The organism is Pseudomonas sp. S04 (assembly GCF_009834545.1).
GTDB lineage: Bacteria > Pseudomonadota > Gammaproteobacteria > Pseudomonadales > Pseudomonadaceae > Aquipseudomonas.
On sequence record NZ_CP019427.1, the window covers coordinates 1540827 to 1555712 of the forward strand.

Sequence of the window (14886 nt, forward strand, 5' to 3'; positions counted from 1 at the left end):
CAAGGGAGAGCCGTGTGGCCATCGATATTCACTGGATTCGCGACAACGATAGCCTCGGTCAGTTTTGCGCCCAATGGCAGCAGTTGCCGTTCGTCGCCCTCGACACAGAATTCATGCGGGTCGACACCTTCTATCCGATTGCAGGCTTGCTGCAGATCGGCGACGGCGTGCGCGCTTACCTGATTGACCCTTTGACCATCGACGATTGGCAGCCCCTGGCGGCATTGCTGGAAAACCCGGCTGTGCTCAAGGTGCTGCATGCCTGCAGTGAAGACCTCGAAGTCCTGCTGCGCCTGACCGGCAGCCTGCCGGCGCCGTTGTTCGATACCCAGCTGGCTGCCGCCTACCTGAACCTGGGTTTCTCCATGGGCTACTCGCGCCTGGTCTCGCAAGTGCTGGACATCGACCTGCCCAAGGGTGAAACCCGCTCGGACTGGCTGCAACGTCCGCTGTCGGAGACCCAGATCAGCTACGCCGCCGAAGACGCCCTGCACCTGGCAGAAGTGTTCGTGCGCCTGCGGCCGAAGTTGTCGGACGACAAGTTCGCCTGGGTCCTGGAGGATGGCGCCGAACTGGTGGCCAACCTACGCCGCGAAACCGACCCCTACGAGGTCTACCGCGAGGCCAAGCTGGCCTGGAAACTGTCCCGCGCCCAACTGGTCGTGCTGCGCGAGCTGTGTGCCTGGCGCGAACTTGAAGCCCGGGCCCGTGACCTGCCGCGCAACCGCATCGTGCGTGAGCATTCGTTGTGGCCGTTGGCCCGGACCCAGCCGGACAACCTCGCGGCGCTGGCAAAAATCGAAGACATGCACCCGCGCACCGTGCGCCAGGACGGCGAGTTCCTGCTGGACCTGATCAAGCGGGCCGGCAGCGTGCCCCCCGAGCAATGGCCAGCCGCTGTACCCGAGCCGTTGCCGATCGAAGCCGCCGCCCTGGTCAAGCGCCTGCGCGCGCTGGGCCAGGCCGAAGCGGAGCGCTTGAACATCGCGCCCGAACTGATGTTGCGCAAGAAGACCCTGGAGGCCTTGCTCAAGAGCGGCTTCCCGGACGGTCCCTACCAATTGCCTGAATCGCTGCGTGGCTGGCGCCGCGAACTGATGGGCCAGGCCTTGCTCGACAGCCTGGCCACTGCCGGAGAACAGCCTTGAAACGTATCTGCTCGATTTACCGAAGCCTGAAGAAAAACGAAATGTACCTCTACGTGCTCAAGAGCGATGCTCTGGAGCGCGTACCGGAAAGCCTGCTGCTGGCCTTCGGCAAACCCCATCACGCCTTCGACCTGGTGCTGACTCCGGAGCGCAAGCTTTCGCGTGAGGACATTACCCAGGTCCTGGAAAACCTCGACAAGCAGGGCTACCACCTGCAAATGCCGCCAGCCGAAGACGAGTACATCGAGCACTTGCCCGAAGAGTTGCTGCGACGTAACGATCCGATCTGACGGCGACCGGCACTGGATTTTCTGGCGGTGGCCGCAAACGGGGGAGCGCACTCCCTCGGCGGCCTTGTGCACTGTTTTTTAAGGTTTGAACCATGCGCGTTCTGATTGCCGAACACGACCACGCTGTGTATGCCCAACTCCTGGGACAGCTGGCACCCGAGCTGCAGGTCATGACCAGCGGCGACTCCGCGGAACTGGCCAACCTGGCTGCCGATTGCCCGGTGTGGCTGGGGCAGCCCGACTTGCTGGCAACGCTGTTGCGCCAAGGCCACCAGCCCCAGTGGCTGCAGTCGACCTGGGCCGGCATCACGCCGCTGCTGGTAGAAGGGCTTCCACGGCATTACCGCCTGACCCGCGCCGTGGGGATTTTTGGCCAGGTGATGGCCGAGTACGTGCTCACCTACATGCTCGGACATGAGCGCGAAGTGCTGCCGCGCCTGGTCAGCCAGGTCGAGCGCAAGTGGGACAGCCGCCAAGGCCAGAGCCTGGTCGGGCGCAAGGTGCTGATCGTCGGCACCGGGGACATTGGCCAGAGCGTTGCCGAGTTCCTCAAGCCATTTGGTGTGCAGTTGTACGGCATCGCCAGCACGCCTCGTGAACAGGCACCGTTCATCGAGGTAGCCGGGTTGCAGGACCTCGGGCGCCTGGTGGGGGAGGTCGATTATGTGGTCAACCTGCTGCCCAACACTCCGAGCACCCATGACCTGTACGATGCCGCGCTGTTCAAGCAGTTCAAGCCTACGGGTCTGCTGATCAACGCCGGGCGGGGTGTGGCGGTGGTCGATGCCGACCTGGTGGAAGCCTTGAAGGAAGGGCACCTGGCTGGCGCGGTCATCGATGTCTGCCGCCAGGAACCGCTGCCCCAGCGGCACCCATTCTGGACCGCCTGGGGCTTGCTGTTGACCGGCCACAGCTCGGCACCGACTTCACCGGCGCTGATGACGCAGCTGTTTGTCGAAAACCTGCGGGCCTATCAGGCCGGGGAAGCGCTGCGCGGCGAAGTGGATTTCAACCGCGGCTATTGAGACAACCCCAGCTACGCGGGATCAGCGAGCACCCAGAATCACTGTGGGTATGTGGGGGATTAGCAACCCCCCAGGAATTACTGTGCTTACAGGGTGAAATCGCCCTCGGCCGCCAGTTCGCTCAGCGGCCGGCGTGGGCTTGGTACTTCTCGGGCTTGCAGGTACTCGGCCAGGGTGCCCTTGTCGCCCAGCTTGCCGATCGCCACGGCGGCGTGCAGCGCGTAGCCTTCTGGTATGTTCAGCTCCTTGCGGGTCAGCTCCTGATCGAAGCCGGCCATGCCGTGGGTGTGCCAGCCGCTGATGGAGGCTTGCAGGGCCAGGTGGCCCCAGGCCGAACCGGTGTCGAAGGTGTGCCACAAGGCCGGGGTTTCGGCATCGGCACCAGGCGCGGTGAAGGTAGTTTTCGAGATCACGATCACCAGCGCCGAAGCGTGCTGGGCCCAGCCTCGGTTGAACTCATTCAGCAGGCCGAGGAAGCGCTCCCAGTTCGGTGTGTCCCGGCGCGCGTAGAGAAACCGCCAAGGTTGCGAGTTGTAGGCCGAAGGTGCCCAGCGGGCGGCTTCGAAAAAGCTCAGCAGGGTTTCTTCCGGGATGGCTTCACCAGTAAAGGCCCGTGGCGACCAGCGATCGGTGAACTGCGGGTGGATGGCATATTCGGCAACGCGGGGATTGGCGCTCATGAAAGAGATTCCTGGCAAGGTCGATGAGGGTACACAGCAATAAAAACCGGGGGCGCACAGTTGGCTGGGCAGTGGGGTTTTTGCGACCCCTGGCAGCTCGCCCGGGTGCAACGCGGTGGGCGTTGATGACTCCCTGGGCCGGGGTCGTTGTGACCTGCAAAGCTACTGCGCCGCGGGAAAACTGACAAGTGCCGGCGTACCGGCAGTCGCCAGCGCTTGGCCCGCGGGGGCTTGGGCACTAGACTGGCGGCCTTTTCCACCGCTGATGCAGATGCTTGAACCATGGCCGCCAAAGTTGAACCGTTCTGGATACGCAAGACCCTCGCCCAACTCGACCAGCAGGAGTGGGAGTCGTTGTGCGATGGCTGTGGTCTGTGCTGCCTGCAAAAGCTCGAGGATGAAGACGACAACAGCGTCTACTACACGCGCATCGCCTGCAAACTGCTGGACCTCAAGACCTGTCAGTGCAGTGACTACCCGAACCGCCGCGAGTCGGTGCCGGACTGCATCCAGCTGACGCCGGGCAAGGCCGATGAGTTCAAGTGGTTGCCGCCGACCTGCGGTTATCGCCTGGTCAGTGAAGGCAAGGACTTGCCGCTCTGGCATCACCTGGTGTGCGGCGATCGCGACGCGGTGCACCATGAGCGAATCTCTCAGTCCGGGCGCATGCTCGCCGAGGGCAGTGTGGCCGAGGATGATTGGGAAGATCATCTGATTTTTCGCGCAGGTTAAGCGCCGCGCGTTGTCCAAGTGAATCACGAAGGAGTGTGTATGGCTGTGCGCTTGTCATTGGCATTGTCGCTGCTGGTGCTGAGTTCATCGGTGTGGGCGGCCAAGAAGGTCGATCTGGATTACCACGTGCGCCTGTTGCCGCAAAGCGACCAGGCCGAAGTGCGCGTGACCCTGGCTCAGGGCTCGGCGGTGCGCAGCCTCGATTTTGACCTGGCGGACGGCAGCCGCTACAGCGATTTCAAGGCCGACGGCCAGTGGCAACTGACCCCGGGCAAGGCTGTGCGCGGCGTCTGGCGACCTGCCCCCGACAAGGCCAGCCTGACCTATCGGGTGCGTATCAGCCAGCCACGCAAGAACACCACCTTCGAGACCCGCATGACGCCGAACTGGGCCTTGATGCGCGGGGATGACCTGGTGCCGGCCGCGCGCCTGGATCAACAAGATGGCATCGAGCTGGTGGCGCGCCTGGTGTTCGAATTGCCGGCGGGCTGGAAAAGCATCGAGACGGCCTGGCCGCGCATCGGCAAGAACCGCTTTCGTATCGATAACGTCTCCCGACTGTTTGACCGACCCACCGGCTGGATGCTCGCCGGCAACCTGGGCACGCGCCGCACTCGTCTGGGCGAGACCGAAGTCACGGTTGCCTCGCCGCGTGGGCAGGGTATGCGCCGCATGGACGTGCTGACCCTGCTGACATTCGTCTGGCCGCAGGTGCAGGCGCTGTATCCTCGCCATCCGGGCAAGTTGCTGATCGTCGGCGCCGCCGACCCGATGTGGCGCGGCAGCACGGCCGGGCATGAATCGATTTACCTGCACAGCCGTCTGCCGCTGATCAGCGAAAGCGGCAACAGCCCGTTGTTGCGTGAACTGGCGCAGATGTTCGCGCGGATCAGCGACGAAGAGCGCAGTGACTGGATCAGCGAAGGGTTTGCCGAGTACTACGCCATTGAACTGCTGCGCCGGGCCGGCGGCATTAGCGATGAGCGCTATCAGGTGCTGGAAAACAGCCTGGCCAAGACCGGCCATGGAGTCAGTAGCCTGCGCGGCGAGCAGGCCAATCCGGCCCAGGTGGCCAGGGCGGTATTGCTGATGCAGGAGTTGGATCGCGAGATTCGCCTGAAGACCCGCAACAAGCGCTCACTCGACGACATGCTCCGCGGTGCCATGCACCTGGAACGGATCAGCACCCAGGAGTTCGTGGCATTGGCCGAAAGCATCATCGGCGAGCCATCGAAGGTCCTGGGCAGCGAGTTGTTGCACTAGCGCGTGCGTCGCGGGGTTTACACCCCAGACTTGGGTGAGTTCAACGAATCGTTTCTGGCCACTGACGCAGTGTGGGTCGTGGCCTCGGCATTGGCCTTGAGGATTTTCAGGTCCTCGCCGGCCCGTTCGATTTTCGCGCGGACGTTGTCCAGGTCCTGGCGGCTTTTTTCCAGGAAGCTTTTTGCCGAACTATGACCGGTGATACCCCGCGCCAGGGCGACGCCACCGAGCGCCACCTGGATCAGGCCGAACACGCCGCCACGGCGCAGGCCCTTGCCCACCATCACCACGCCACCCGCCAGCGAGCCGATGCGTTCCCAGCCGTGCACGTTCTGGTTGGGTTGGGTCTGAAAGGGAGTGGAGTCGATACGCTCTACGCGTTTGAGTTCGTTCATCATCTTTCTCCTCAAGGGGCAATGGATATAAAACTGACTGCGCCAGTGCGCGAGTCGTTCCATCGGGCGTGGGGCCGATCAGCGGAATTTAGGCCCGGAACGGGTATTCAGGCCCTTGGCCATGCGGTCGTACAGCACCACGTTGACGGTGGCGGCCAGGTTCATGCAGCCGGTGGTGGGAATGTAGACCACGTCTTCGCACCAGTCGCGGATCTCTTTGTCCAGCGAACCATCTTCGGGGCCGAAGATGTACAGCGCGCGGTCCGGGTGGGTGTACTCGGGCAGCGAGCGGGCGCCTTCCACCAGTTCGACCGCGACTGGGACGCAGCCCAGCGGGAGGATTTTCTTCAGGTCGTCGATGCCGATCAGCGGAATGTCGTAGTGCACCCGCTTGGTGTCGGTGACGAAGTCGGCGGCGCGTTCATAGCGCTTGCCGGTGTAGAACACCGAGGCCACGCCATAACAGCCAGCGGCGCGCATCACCGAGCCAACGTTCTCCGGTGATTTGGGGTTATACAAACCAATGCAGCTGTACCGTTTGTCTGCCACGAGCGGGGTGCCTTCGGGAAAAAGAGCGCGATTATACGGGGAATGGGGGAGGGTGTCTGATTTGCGGATTGCTGGTGTTTGCGGCCTCACCATCGCGAGCAGACGGAGCGCTGCTCGCGATGAAGCAACCTTTTCAATCGTCTTTTTTCATCAGCCCGGCCAACGCGGCAAACGGGTTGTGGGTTGCCTTGGCGATTTTCGGGGTGCTCAGGGAGCCTTCGCTGAAGTACTGCTGGTCGGTGTAGCGCGAGTGTTCGTTGTCGTGGCAATACAGGCACAACAGCTCCCAGTTGGAACCGTCCTGCGGGTTGTTGTCGTGGTTGTGGTCGCGGTGGTGCACGGTCAACTCGCTCAGGCGCTTGCCGGAGAACTCACGGGTGCAGCGCCCGCAGACGTGCGGATACATCTTCAGGGCCTTGTCGCGGTAACCCATTTCCTTGTCGCGCTGGTTGTCAGCGAGGATTCGGTCCAGTTTCGAGGTGTTGGTTGGGGTGGACGAACTCATGGGTTCACCTTTGTAGAAGACGAATGACGGTTATCAACAGAGTTTAGCTCAGCCCTTGAGCTTCTCGGCAATCCAGATGGTGTGGCGAGTGCCCTTGTTGCCATGGGCGAACACCTGCACCTCTTCGGCCTTGAAGCCGGCTTTTTTCAGTTTGTCGGAAAACTGCCGGTCGGCACTGGCCGACCACACGGCCAGCACGCCCTTGGGGCGCAGGGCCTTGGCGCAGGCGGCCAGGCCACCGGCGGAGTACAGCCAGCTGTTGGCTTTCTGGGTCAGGCCTTCGGGGCCGTTGTCGACGTCGAGCATGATCGCGTCGAAGCCCTGGGGTTCGGCTTGCAGGACCTTGGCCACGTCTTCCATGCGGATCACCGTGCGCGGGTCCAGTAGCGGCTTGCCGGCTTTCTCGCCCAGAGGGCCACGGTTCCACTCCACCACCCCCGGCACCAGCTCGGCGACCACCACTTCAGCGCTCTTGCCCAGGTGCTTGAGCGCCGAGGCGAGGGTGAAGCCCATGCCCAGGCCGCCGATCAGCACCCGCGAGTTCGGCCGGCCAGCCACCTTGCGGCAGGGAATCTCCGCCAGGGCGTCTTCGGAGCCGTGCATGCGGGTGTTCATCAGTTGCCCGCCATCGCCGCCCTGGATCTTGATGACGAAATCCTCGCCGTACTCGAACAGGCACAGGGCTCCGCCGTTTTCGGGGATTGGGGTGGTGTCGAGCAGAACGAAACGTTTCATGGGAATCTCATTGGGAAAACTGGCATTGATCAGGGCATTCTTGCGCGGTTGGGAGTAGCCTTGAAGCATCAAGCAAGGGCAACGGAGCCATTGATGAAGCGCACCATTCTAACGGTCATTGTGTTGGCCGCGCTCTCGATTAGTGCGGGTCACGCGCAAGAGTTGCAGGCAATCCCGGTTACCCCTTCAGCGGCCCCCGGCTCTCCCGGCACCGCAACCCCCACGCCTTATCCGCAGATCACCCCCACGCCAGTGCCCAAGGCCGGCAGTGGCAGCAGCCGTGAGCTGCTGTTGCCGCCTATCGAAAAGCCCAATCCGCCCAAGGCCCAGACCTTGCCGGGGCTGGAACCAACCCCGGCAAAGAGCAAGACCCCGGGCGGTTGAAACGCCGATAGGGCGCCTCAGGCGATCCCCAATACCTTGAACACAAAGGCGTATTCCAGGGCCACGTCGCGCAGGCCCTGGTAACGCCCGCTCATGCCGCCGTGCCCGGCACCCAGTTCGGTCTTGAGCAGCAACAGGTTGTCGTCGGTCTTGGTCACCCGCAGTTTCGCCACCCACTTGGCGGCTTCCCAGTACTGCACGCGGCTGTCGTTGTAGCCGGCGATCACCAGGGTCGCCGGGTAGGCTTGCGCGCGGACGTTTTCGTAAGGGGCGTAGGCCTTGATGCGTGCATGGACCTCGGGCTCTTGCGGGTTGCCCCACTCATCGTATTCGGTGACGGTCAGCGGCAGGTCCGGGTCGAGCATGGTGTTGAGCACGTCGACAAAGGGCACTTCGGCAATGGCCGCGGCGAACAGCTCCGGGCGTTGGTTGAGCACCGCGCCGATCAACAGGCCTCCGGCGCTGCCACCGCTGATCACCAGTTGCGCAGCGCTGGTGAAGCCGTTGGTGATCAGGTGTTCGGCGCAGGTGATGAAATCGTCGAAGCTGTTCTGCTTGTGTTGCTGTTTGCCGGCGCGGTACCAGGCTTCGCCCAGCTCACCGCCACCGCGGACATGGGCGATGGCGAAGGCCACGCCACGGTCCAGCAGGCTCAGGCGCGCATGGGAGAACCACGGGTCGAGGCTTTCGCCATAGGCGCCGTAGCCATAGAGGTAGAGCGGGGTCGGCTGGCCGAGCATTTCGCGCTTGACCACCAGGCTGATCGGCACCTGGGTGCCATCCGGGGCCGTCGCCCACAGGCGCTGGCTGACATAGGCGTCTGCATCGAACGGGCCGAGCACCGGGGTTTCCTTGAGGACGTGCTGCGCGCCGCTGGCCAGTTCCAGCTGGCGTACCTGGGCCGGGCGATTCAGCGCTTCATAACGCAGGCGGATCCGGTCGCTGACAAACTCCAGGCTGTTCTGTACATACAGGCTGTAGGCCGCGTCCGGCAGTTGCACGCGATACGTCGGCAGGCCCTGTGGGTGAACTTCGATTATCGGCAAGCCGCCGATCCGCAGGCTCAGGGTCATGGCGCTGGCGTTCAGGCTCAGGCCTTCGAGCATGACCTCGTCACTGTGGGGGATCAGGTTCTGCCACTGGTCCTCGCTCGGCACCCGTCCCGTGTCCGGGGCCTGGTACAGGGCGAAGTTGATGCCATCGCGGTTGGTGCGGATCAGCCAGCTCCATTGCCCGTCGAGCAGGCCGTGATCGACGTCGTACTCATGGTCTTCGACCCGCGGCGCCAGGCAACTGAAGGCCTGCTGCGGCTGGGAGGCATCGAGTGCCCAGACTTCGCTGGTGGTCTTGCTGCCCAGCGACAGCAGCAACTGGCGCTCGGAGCTGGCGCGATAACAATGCAGGAAAAACCGCCCGTCGGGCTCATGGAACACTTCTTCGGCCACCGTGCCGTCCAGGCGGTAGCGGTACAGCTTGTGCGGGCGATGGGTGTCGTCGAGCTCGGCGAAGAACAGCGTCAGGCTGTCGTTGGCCCAGGTCATGCTGCCGTCGCAATCCTCGAACGCAAGCTCGCTGACCTTGCCGCTGGCCAGTTCCTTGACGAACAGGGTGTAAATCTCCTCGCCGGTGGTGTCGAGGCTGTAGGCCAGGCGCCGGTGGTCGGGACTGATGCTGAAGGCGCCCAGGGAGAAAAAGCCGCCGTTGGCCAGCACGTTGGGGTCCAGCAGCAATTCTTCGGCGCTTTCATCGACCTGCAAACCGTCATCGGCCGGGCGTGGGCAGCGGTAATGCCGGGCGTACTCGTCACCGGCGGTGGTGCGGGTGTAGTACAGGTACGGACCCCAAGGGGAGGGCAGCGACAGGTCGGTCTCGAGAATCCGCCCCTTGATTTCGTTGAACAGGCTTTCACGCAGCTCGGCCTGGTCGGCCAGCATGGCTTGCTGATAGGCGTTTTCGGCCTTGAGGTAGTCGAGCACGGGCGCCGTGTCCCGTTCCTGCAGCCAGGCGTACGGGTCATCCCCGTCGGCCTTGTGGGCAATCGGGGCGCTACTGGCGTGGGCACAATGGGGCATGGGTGGCTCTCGGCAAGTGTGCAAAAAGGGCTTCACGGACAGCGGTGCAGCCTGATCAGTGAAAAGCCGTTATCATAAGCGCCTCTTTGCCTGCCATGCCATGGACACCATGACCGAGAACGACTATCTGATCGCTTGGGGCCTCTACGCCTTTGCCGCTTTGGGCTGCCTGTTGGTGTGGATGCGCATGACCCGCTGGATGTGGCGCTACTTGCGTGAGCCGCTGCGCCTGATCATGGCGGTGCTGTTGTTCAGCCCGACCATCATCGACCCGGTGAAGGAAAAATTCGCCCCGGCCATCGCCATTACCGCCCTCGACCTGCTGTTCAAGGTCGGCAACAACGCCTGGCGCGCCATCTCCGACCTGTTCATGTACGGCATCATCGCCCTCGCGCTGTACCTGGTGTTCGTGCTGATCCGTCTGCCAATCGAGCGTGCCGCCAAGGCGCGCAAGCAGCAGTCCGCTGCCGCCCAGGCCGCGGCCCAGGCGGCTGATCCCGAGGACGACCAACCCTTCGGCGGGGCCGGTGATGATCGTTATGGTCGCCCCCCTGTGCCGAGCAACCCCCAGCGTTCGCGAGTCGAACCCCGTCTCTGATAGCCCTGCATTGAAGCGAGAGTCCCGGCATGTGTGAGTTATTGGGCATGAGCGCCAATGTCCCGACCGATATCGTGTTCAGCTTTACCGGGCTGATGCAGCGCGGCGGGCGCACCGGTCCGCACCGCGATGGCTGGGGCATCGCCTTTTACGAAGGTCGTGGCCTGCGCTTGTTCCAGGACCCGGCGGCGAGTTGCGATTCAGAAGTCGCGCAACTGGTGCAGCGTTATCCGATCAAGAGCGAAGTGGTGATCGGCCATATCCGCCAGGCCAACGTCGGCAAGGTCTGCCTGTCCAACACCCATCCCTTCGTGCGTGAGTTGTGGGGACGCAACTGGTGTTTCGCGCATAACGGCCAGCTCGCCGGGTTCCAGCCGACGGCCAGTTTTTACCGGCCGGTGGGCGATACCGACAGCGAAGCGGCGTTCTGCGATTTGCTCAACCGAGTGCGTGCCGCCTTCCCCGAGCCGGTGGAGGTCGAGCAGTTGCTGCCGAGCCTGGTGGCCGCCTGCGCCGAATACCGCAGCAAGGGCGTGTTCAACTGCCTGCTGAGCGACGGCGATTGGCTGTTCTGCTATTGCTCGACCAAGCTGGCGCAGATCACCCGCCGCGCCCCCTTTGGCCCGGCGCGCCTGAAGGACGTGGACGTGATTGTCGACTTCCAGGCCGAGACCACTCCCAACGATGTGGTGACCGTGATCGCCACCGAGCCGTTGACCGAAAACGAAACCTGGACTCGCTACGAACCGGGCCAATGGAGCCTGTGGCGGCGCGGCGAATGCGTCAGCCACGGCCAGACCGAATAGGGATCCGCCGCTATGTTGCTCAGTTATGTGCGTCTGGTGTTGTTTGCCATCGGCCTGTTGGTGGGCGTCCAGGTGCCTGGTTTCATCAATGACTACGCCAAGCGGGTCGAAGCCCACCTGATCGAGTCGCAGACCGGCCTGCAAGGTTTCCAGAACACCGCCGAGCAGTTTTTCAAGGGTGACCTGCAAGCGCTGGTGGCCCACTACCGCGCCAGCGAAGACCCGATCTTTCGCAGCGACGCCGACAGCCTGAACACCTTGCTCACCCGCCAGGTGGCGTTGGACAAGCAGTTCCAGGCCATGCAAGGCCCGTGGTACATCCGCGTCCTGCAAGTGGCGTTGGCGGCCGATCCGGACATTCGCCAGGAAACCTGGAACGGCTACAGCTACCAGATCCTGCTGACCCCCGAAGCCATGGCCTGGGGCCTGGGCGGGGCGATGCTGCTGTCGTTCGGCCTGGAATGCCTGTTCCGCCTGATCGACTGGGTGGTGCTGGGCGGCAAGCGCCTGCGCCAGAGCCGGCCGATTGAAGAGCGGGATTTGCGCGGGTTGTAACTGCGATGACGGTGCGTCAGTCACCGTCGATGCCGACTGTGCAGGCCCCATCGCGGGCAAGCCCGCTCCCACAATGTGAATTTGGCTGCTCGCAGATCCTGCATACACCAAGGACCGTGTGGGAGCGGGCTTGCCCGCGATAGCAGTGTGTCAGTCACCGTCGATGCCGACTGTGCAGGCCCCATCGCGGGCAAGCCCGCTCCCACAATGTGAATTTGGCTGCTCGCAGATCCTGCATACACCAAGGACCGTGTGGGAGCGGGCTTGCCCGCGATAGCAGTGTGTCAGTCACCGTCGATGTCGACTGTGCAGGCCCCATCGCGGGCAAGCCCGCTCCCACAATGTGAATTTGGCTGCTCGCAGATCCTGCATACACCAAGGGCAGTGTGGGAGCGGGCTTGCCCGCGATAGCAGTGTGTCAGTCACCGTCGATGTCGACTGTGCAGGCCCCATCGCGGGCAAGCCCGCTCCCACAATGTGAATTTGGCTGCTCGCAGATCCTGCATACACCAAGGACCGTGTGGGAGCGGGCTTGCCCGCGATAGCAGTGTGTCAGTCACCGTCGATGCCGACTGTGCAGGCCCCATCGCGGGCAAGCCCGCTCCCACAATGTGAATTTGGCTGCTCGCAGATCCTGCATACACCAAGGGCAGTGTGGGAGCGGGCTTGCCCGCGATAGCAGTGTGTCAGGCCCCATCGATGTCGCAGGTACTGGCCTCATCGCGAGAAGACGGACGTCAACGATGACGCGTATCAGGTAGGCGCCAGCACGATGTAGTCCTCACCCACCTTGCGCCCATAGTCCTCCACCACCTGCTGGCACAGCGCGACAATCTCCTCGACCCATTCCGCACCCACTCGCCACGACACCACCACCTGCAGGTTGGGCGGGCGCTGGTCGATGGCCAGCAGGGTCAATTCGCCGCGCGCCAGTTCTTCGCTCACCAGTACCGGCGGCAAGGCGCCAATGCCGAAGCCGTCACGCAGCAGGCGGGTGATCGCCGACACCGAGTTCACACAGTTCAGGCGCGGCGCAAGCACACCGTTGGCCTGCATCAGGCTGAGCACTTCCTGGTGCGGGTGGGAGTTTTTCGAGTAGGTGATGATCCGCTCGCGAGCCAGTTCGGCGAGGCTCGCGTACTCGCGGTTGTAGATCGAGTTGCTGGCGACGATCCAGCCGATCGGGTGGCTGGCCAGCTCCAGGCTGCGCACGCTTTCCTGGCGCAGCAGGTCGGTTTGCAGGATCAGGTCGAGAAAGCCTTTTTGCAGTTGATCGCAGAGGTTGAGCGAGGTATCGGCGACCAGCTCGATTTCCAGTAACGGATAGTGATCGGTGATTTGCGCCACCAGCGGGCTGAGCCAAGTGTGGATCACCGTGTCCATCACCCCGATGCGCACCCGACCGGCCTTGCTCGAGCGGGTTTCCAGGGACTGCTTGAGCGCCTGCATGGTGTCGATCATTTGCTCGGCATAGTCGAGCACCTTCAAGCCTTCAGGCGTCAGCTTCACGCCCCGCGAATCGCGCAGGAACAGCTTCACCCCCAGCTCGCCTTCGAGCACTGCGATGCGGCTGGAAATCGAGGCCTGGGTGGTGAACAGCTTATCGGCGGTGAGACGAAAACTTTTCAGCCGGGCGACCCAGACAAAGGTTTCGAGGAACTTGAGGTTCATGAGATCAACTTTTTCTTATGTCTTGGCAGGGGTTTTATTAGTTGGACGGGCAGGGCGCCGTCGTCGAAAAATGCGCCAGAGCCCACGATATGCGTCGTAGCGGCTCAGAACAATACCAATAAAAATTACGCGGAGATTCGCCATGAGTGCGCCCGACACGACCGACGCCGTCCAGACCCCGGTCGGCAGCCGCCCCGGTCCCTTTGACTGGTATCGCAACATCAACCAGCAAGAGCGCCGTACCTTCTGGAGCTGCAAGATCGGTTATGGCCTGGATGGCATGGACACCCAGATGCTCAGCTTCGTGGTGCCGACGCTCATCGCGATGTGGGGCATCACCACCGGCGAAGCCGGCTTGATCCACACCAGCACCCTGATCGCCTCGGCCATCGGTGGCTGGGTCGCCGGGATCCTCTCCGACCGCATCGGCCGGGTGCGCACCTTGCAACTCACCGTGCTGTGGTTCGCCTTCTTCACCTTCCTCTGCGGCTTCGCGCAAAACTACGAGCAACTGCTGATCGCCAGGACCCTGATGGGCTTTGGCTTTGGTGGTGAATGGACCGCTGGCGCGGTACTGATCGGCGAAGTGATTCGCGCCAAGGACCGCGGCAAGGCCGTGGGCATGGTGCAATCGGGCTGGGCCCTGGGTTGGGGCCTGACGGCGATCCTCTACGCCGTGCTGTTTTCCCTGCTGCCGCCCGAAGATGCCTGGCGCGCGCTGTTCCTGTTGGGCATCGTGCCCGCCGTGTTTGTGATCTTCGTCCGTCGCCTGGTCAAGGACCCGGAAATCTATCGTGAAGCCAAGGCCCGCCAGGAGCCGAGCAACCCGTCGAAGTTCTACGAGATCTTCGCCCCCGGCATGCTCAGCACCACGATTCGCGCCTCGCTGCTGACCACCGGCGCCCTCGGCGGGTACTACGCAATCACTTCCTGGCTGCCGACTTTCCTGAAAAACGAGCGTGGCTTGAGCGTGCTCGGCACTGGCGGTTACCTGGCCATGGTGATTGTCGGCTCCTACGTCGGCTACGTGATCAGCGCGTATCTGACCGATATTCTGGGGCGCAAGAAGAACTTCATTCTGTTCGCGGTCGGTTCGTTCACCATTGTCCTGCTCTACACCCAGTTGCCGGTCAGCAATGGCGTGATGTTGTGGCTGGGCTTTCCCCTGGGCTTTTTTGCCTCGGGCATCTTCAGCGGCATGGGCGCCTTCCTCACCGAGCTGTTTCCGACTCGCATCCGGGGCTCGGGCCAGGGTTTTTGCTACAACGTCGGCCGCGCTCTGGCGGCGCTGTTCCCGCTGCTGATCGGCCTGCTCAGCCAGACCGTGCCGCTCAGTGTGGGGATTGGGGCGTTCGCGGCGGTGTCCTACGGTGTGGTGATCCTGGCGGCCCTGAGCCTGCCGGAAACCCGTGGCAAGCAACTCGACGCGCAGTAACTGCTAATCTGCGGGGCTGCTCGAAGCCCCGTGGTCAAAACGA

At 63.1% G+C, this 14886-nt stretch carries 17 protein-coding genes; 10 read left to right on the plus strand and 7 right to left on the minus strand.

Annotated features, from left to right (window positions below):
• Positions 1-14: 14 nt before the first annotated feature.
• The 3 genes from rnd to PspS04_RS06755 all read left to right on the plus strand — a co-directional run bounded on the left by rnd (position 15) and on the right by PspS04_RS06755 (position 2463).
• Positions 15-1148 carry a ribonuclease D gene (rnd, locus tag PspS04_RS06745; RefSeq protein ID WP_095171649.1) on the plus strand — a complete coding sequence of 378 codons (1134 nt, stop codon included), beginning with the start codon at positions 15-17 and terminating at the stop codon, positions 1146-1148.
• Positions 1145-1438 carry a YcgL domain-containing protein gene (locus tag PspS04_RS06750; RefSeq protein WP_095171651.1) on the plus strand — a complete coding sequence of 98 codons (294 nt, stop codon included), beginning with the start codon at positions 1145-1147 and terminating at the stop codon, positions 1436-1438. Before rnd ends, PspS04_RS06750 begins: the two co-directional genes overlap by 4 nt.
• A 92-nt stretch (positions 1439-1530) precedes the next feature.
• On the plus strand, positions 1531-2463 hold the full coding sequence (locus PspS04_RS06755; protein ID WP_095171652.1) for a D-2-hydroxyacid dehydrogenase: 933 nt from the start codon (positions 1531-1533) through the stop codon (positions 2461-2463).
• An 86-nt stretch (positions 2464-2549) separates the two neighbouring features.
• Here PspS04_RS06755 and PspS04_RS06760 read toward each other — a convergent pair whose 3' ends face one another.
• A complete protein-coding gene (locus PspS04_RS06760) occupies positions 2550-3143 on the minus strand; it encodes a nitroreductase family protein (RefSeq protein ID WP_159994282.1) in 594 nt (197 codons plus the stop codon).
• A 282-nt stretch (positions 3144-3425) separates the two neighbouring features.
• Between PspS04_RS06760 and PspS04_RS06765 the strand changes: the two genes are divergently transcribed.
• Together PspS04_RS06765 and PspS04_RS06770 are read left to right on the plus strand one after the other, a co-directional pair.
• Positions 3426-3875: a YcgN family cysteine cluster protein gene (locus PspS04_RS06765; RefSeq protein ID WP_095171655.1), complete on the plus strand. Its 450-nt coding sequence runs from the start codon at positions 3426-3428 to the stop codon at positions 3873-3875.
• A gap of 39 nt (positions 3876-3914) precedes the next feature.
• Positions 3915-5138 (plus strand): hypothetical protein, encoded by a 1224-nt coding sequence (locus tag PspS04_RS06770; RefSeq protein ID WP_159994284.1) that lies wholly within the window; start codon positions 3915-3917, stop codon positions 5136-5138.
• A 17-nt stretch (positions 5139-5155) separates the two neighbouring features.
• On the opposite strand, the gene PspS04_RS06775 is transcribed toward PspS04_RS06770, so the two are convergent.
• The 4 genes from PspS04_RS06775 to PspS04_RS06790 all read right to left on the minus strand — a co-directional run bounded on the left by PspS04_RS06775 (position 5156) and on the right by PspS04_RS06790 (position 7322).
• On the minus strand, positions 5156-5533 hold the full coding sequence (locus PspS04_RS06775) for a YgaP family membrane protein (RefSeq protein WP_159994286.1): 378 nt from the start codon (positions 5531-5533) through the stop codon (positions 5156-5158).
• A 78-nt stretch (positions 5534-5611) separates the two neighbouring features.
• Entirely contained in the window at positions 5612-6082 is a 471-nt protein-coding gene (locus PspS04_RS06780; RefSeq protein WP_095171660.1) for an RNA methyltransferase, read from the minus strand.
• Positions 6083-6215: 133 nt separating this feature from the next.
• Positions 6216-6587, minus strand: coding sequence for a YajD family HNH nuclease (locus PspS04_RS06785; protein ID WP_095171662.1), 372 nt, complete (start codon positions 6585-6587; stop codon positions 6216-6218).
• Between the two features lie 48 nt (positions 6588-6635).
• A complete protein-coding gene (locus tag PspS04_RS06790) occupies positions 6636-7322 on the minus strand; it encodes a spermidine synthase (RefSeq protein WP_095171697.1) in 687 nt (228 codons plus the stop codon).
• A gap of 93 nt (positions 7323-7415) precedes the next feature.
• On the opposite strand from PspS04_RS06790, the gene PspS04_RS06795 reads away from it, so the two are divergent.
• Positions 7416-7706, plus strand: a complete 291-nt coding sequence (locus tag PspS04_RS06795; RefSeq protein WP_095171664.1) for a hypothetical protein — start codon at positions 7416-7418, stop codon at positions 7704-7706.
• Between the two features lie 17 nt (positions 7707-7723).
• Here the strand turns inward: PspS04_RS06795 and PspS04_RS06800 are convergent, their stop codons facing one another.
• Positions 7724-9778 carry a S9 family peptidase gene (locus PspS04_RS06800; protein ID WP_159994288.1) on the minus strand — a complete coding sequence of 685 codons (2055 nt, stop codon included), beginning with the start codon at positions 9776-9778 and terminating at the stop codon, positions 7724-7726.
• 100 nt (positions 9779-9878) lie between these two features.
• Here PspS04_RS06800 and PspS04_RS06805 point away from each other — a divergent pair, with 100 nt between their 5' ends.
• Genes PspS04_RS06805 through PspS04_RS06815 form a run of 3 tightly spaced genes read left to right on the plus strand, consistent with a single transcriptional unit; the run spans position 9879 to position 11737 of the window.
• Complete coding sequence (locus tag PspS04_RS06805; protein ID WP_095171667.1) at positions 9879-10376, plus strand: MFS transporter; 498 nt, start codon at positions 9879-9881, stop codon at positions 10374-10376.
• 29 nt (positions 10377-10405) lie between these two features.
• Positions 10406-11182, plus strand: coding sequence for a class II glutamine amidotransferase (locus tag PspS04_RS06810; RefSeq protein ID WP_095171669.1), 777 nt, complete (start codon positions 10406-10408; stop codon positions 11180-11182).
• Positions 11183-11194: 12 nt separating this feature from the next.
• Complete coding sequence (locus tag PspS04_RS06815; RefSeq protein WP_095171671.1) at positions 11195-11737, plus strand: DUF2937 family protein; 543 nt, start codon at positions 11195-11197, stop codon at positions 11735-11737.
• A 753-nt stretch (positions 11738-12490) separates the two neighbouring features.
• On the opposite strand, the gene PspS04_RS06820 is transcribed toward PspS04_RS06815, so the two are convergent.
• On the minus strand, positions 12491-13408 hold the full coding sequence (locus PspS04_RS06820) for a LysR family transcriptional regulator (RefSeq protein ID WP_095171672.1): 918 nt from the start codon (positions 13406-13408) through the stop codon (positions 12491-12493).
• A gap of 142 nt (positions 13409-13550) precedes the next feature.
• On the opposite strand from PspS04_RS06820, the gene PspS04_RS06825 reads away from it, so the two are divergent.
• Complete coding sequence (locus tag PspS04_RS06825; protein ID WP_095171674.1) at positions 13551-14843, plus strand: MFS transporter; 1293 nt, start codon at positions 13551-13553, stop codon at positions 14841-14843.
• Positions 14844-14886 lie beyond the last annotated feature (43 nt).

What these genes read in the sequence shown, in the direction of transcription:
- PspS04_RS06810 (WP_095171669.1), top strand. Translation starts at nt 10,406, where the DNA reads ATGTGTGAGTTATTGGGCATGAGCGCCAATGTCCCGACCGATATCGTG.
- PspS04_RS06775 (WP_159994286.1), bottom strand. Translation starts at nt 5,533, where the DNA reads ATGAACGAACTCAAACGCGTAGAGCGTATCGACTCCACTCCCTTTCAG.
- PspS04_RS06760 (WP_159994282.1), bottom strand. Translation starts at nt 3,143, where the DNA reads ATGAGCGCCAATCCCCGCGTTGCCGAATATGCCATCCACCCGCAGTTC.
- PspS04_RS06820 (WP_095171672.1), bottom strand. Translation starts at nt 13,408, where the DNA reads ATGAACCTCAAGTTCCTCGAAACCTTTGTCTGGGTCGCCCGGCTGAAA.
- PspS04_RS06770 (WP_159994284.1), top strand. Translation starts at nt 3,915, where the DNA reads ATGGCTGTGCGCTTGTCATTGGCATTGTCGCTGCTGGTGCTGAGTTCA.
- PspS04_RS06825 (WP_095171674.1), top strand. Translation starts at nt 13,551, where the DNA reads ATGAGTGCGCCCGACACGACCGACGCCGTCCAGACCCCGGTCGGCAGC.
- PspS04_RS06805 (WP_095171667.1), top strand. Translation starts at nt 9,879, where the DNA reads ATGGACACCATGACCGAGAACGACTATCTGATCGCTTGGGGCCTCTAC.
- PspS04_RS06790 (WP_095171697.1), bottom strand. Translation starts at nt 7,322, where the DNA reads ATGAAACGTTTCGTTCTGCTCGACACCACCCCAATCCCCGAAAACGGC.
- PspS04_RS06815 (WP_095171671.1), top strand. Translation starts at nt 11,195, where the DNA reads ATGTTGCTCAGTTATGTGCGTCTGGTGTTGTTTGCCATCGGCCTGTTG.
- PspS04_RS06755 (WP_095171652.1), top strand. Translation starts at nt 1,531, where the DNA reads ATGCGCGTTCTGATTGCCGAACACGACCACGCTGTGTATGCCCAACTC.
- PspS04_RS06785 (WP_095171662.1), bottom strand. Translation starts at nt 6,587, where the DNA reads ATGAGTTCGTCCACCCCAACCAACACCTCGAAACTGGACCGAATCCTC.
- PspS04_RS06765 (WP_095171655.1), top strand. Translation starts at nt 3,426, where the DNA reads ATGGCCGCCAAAGTTGAACCGTTCTGGATACGCAAGACCCTCGCCCAA.
- PspS04_RS06800 (WP_159994288.1), bottom strand. Translation starts at nt 9,778, where the DNA reads ATGCCCCATTGTGCCCACGCCAGTAGCGCCCCGATTGCCCACAAGGCC.
- PspS04_RS06795 (WP_095171664.1), top strand. Translation starts at nt 7,416, where the DNA reads ATGAAGCGCACCATTCTAACGGTCATTGTGTTGGCCGCGCTCTCGATT.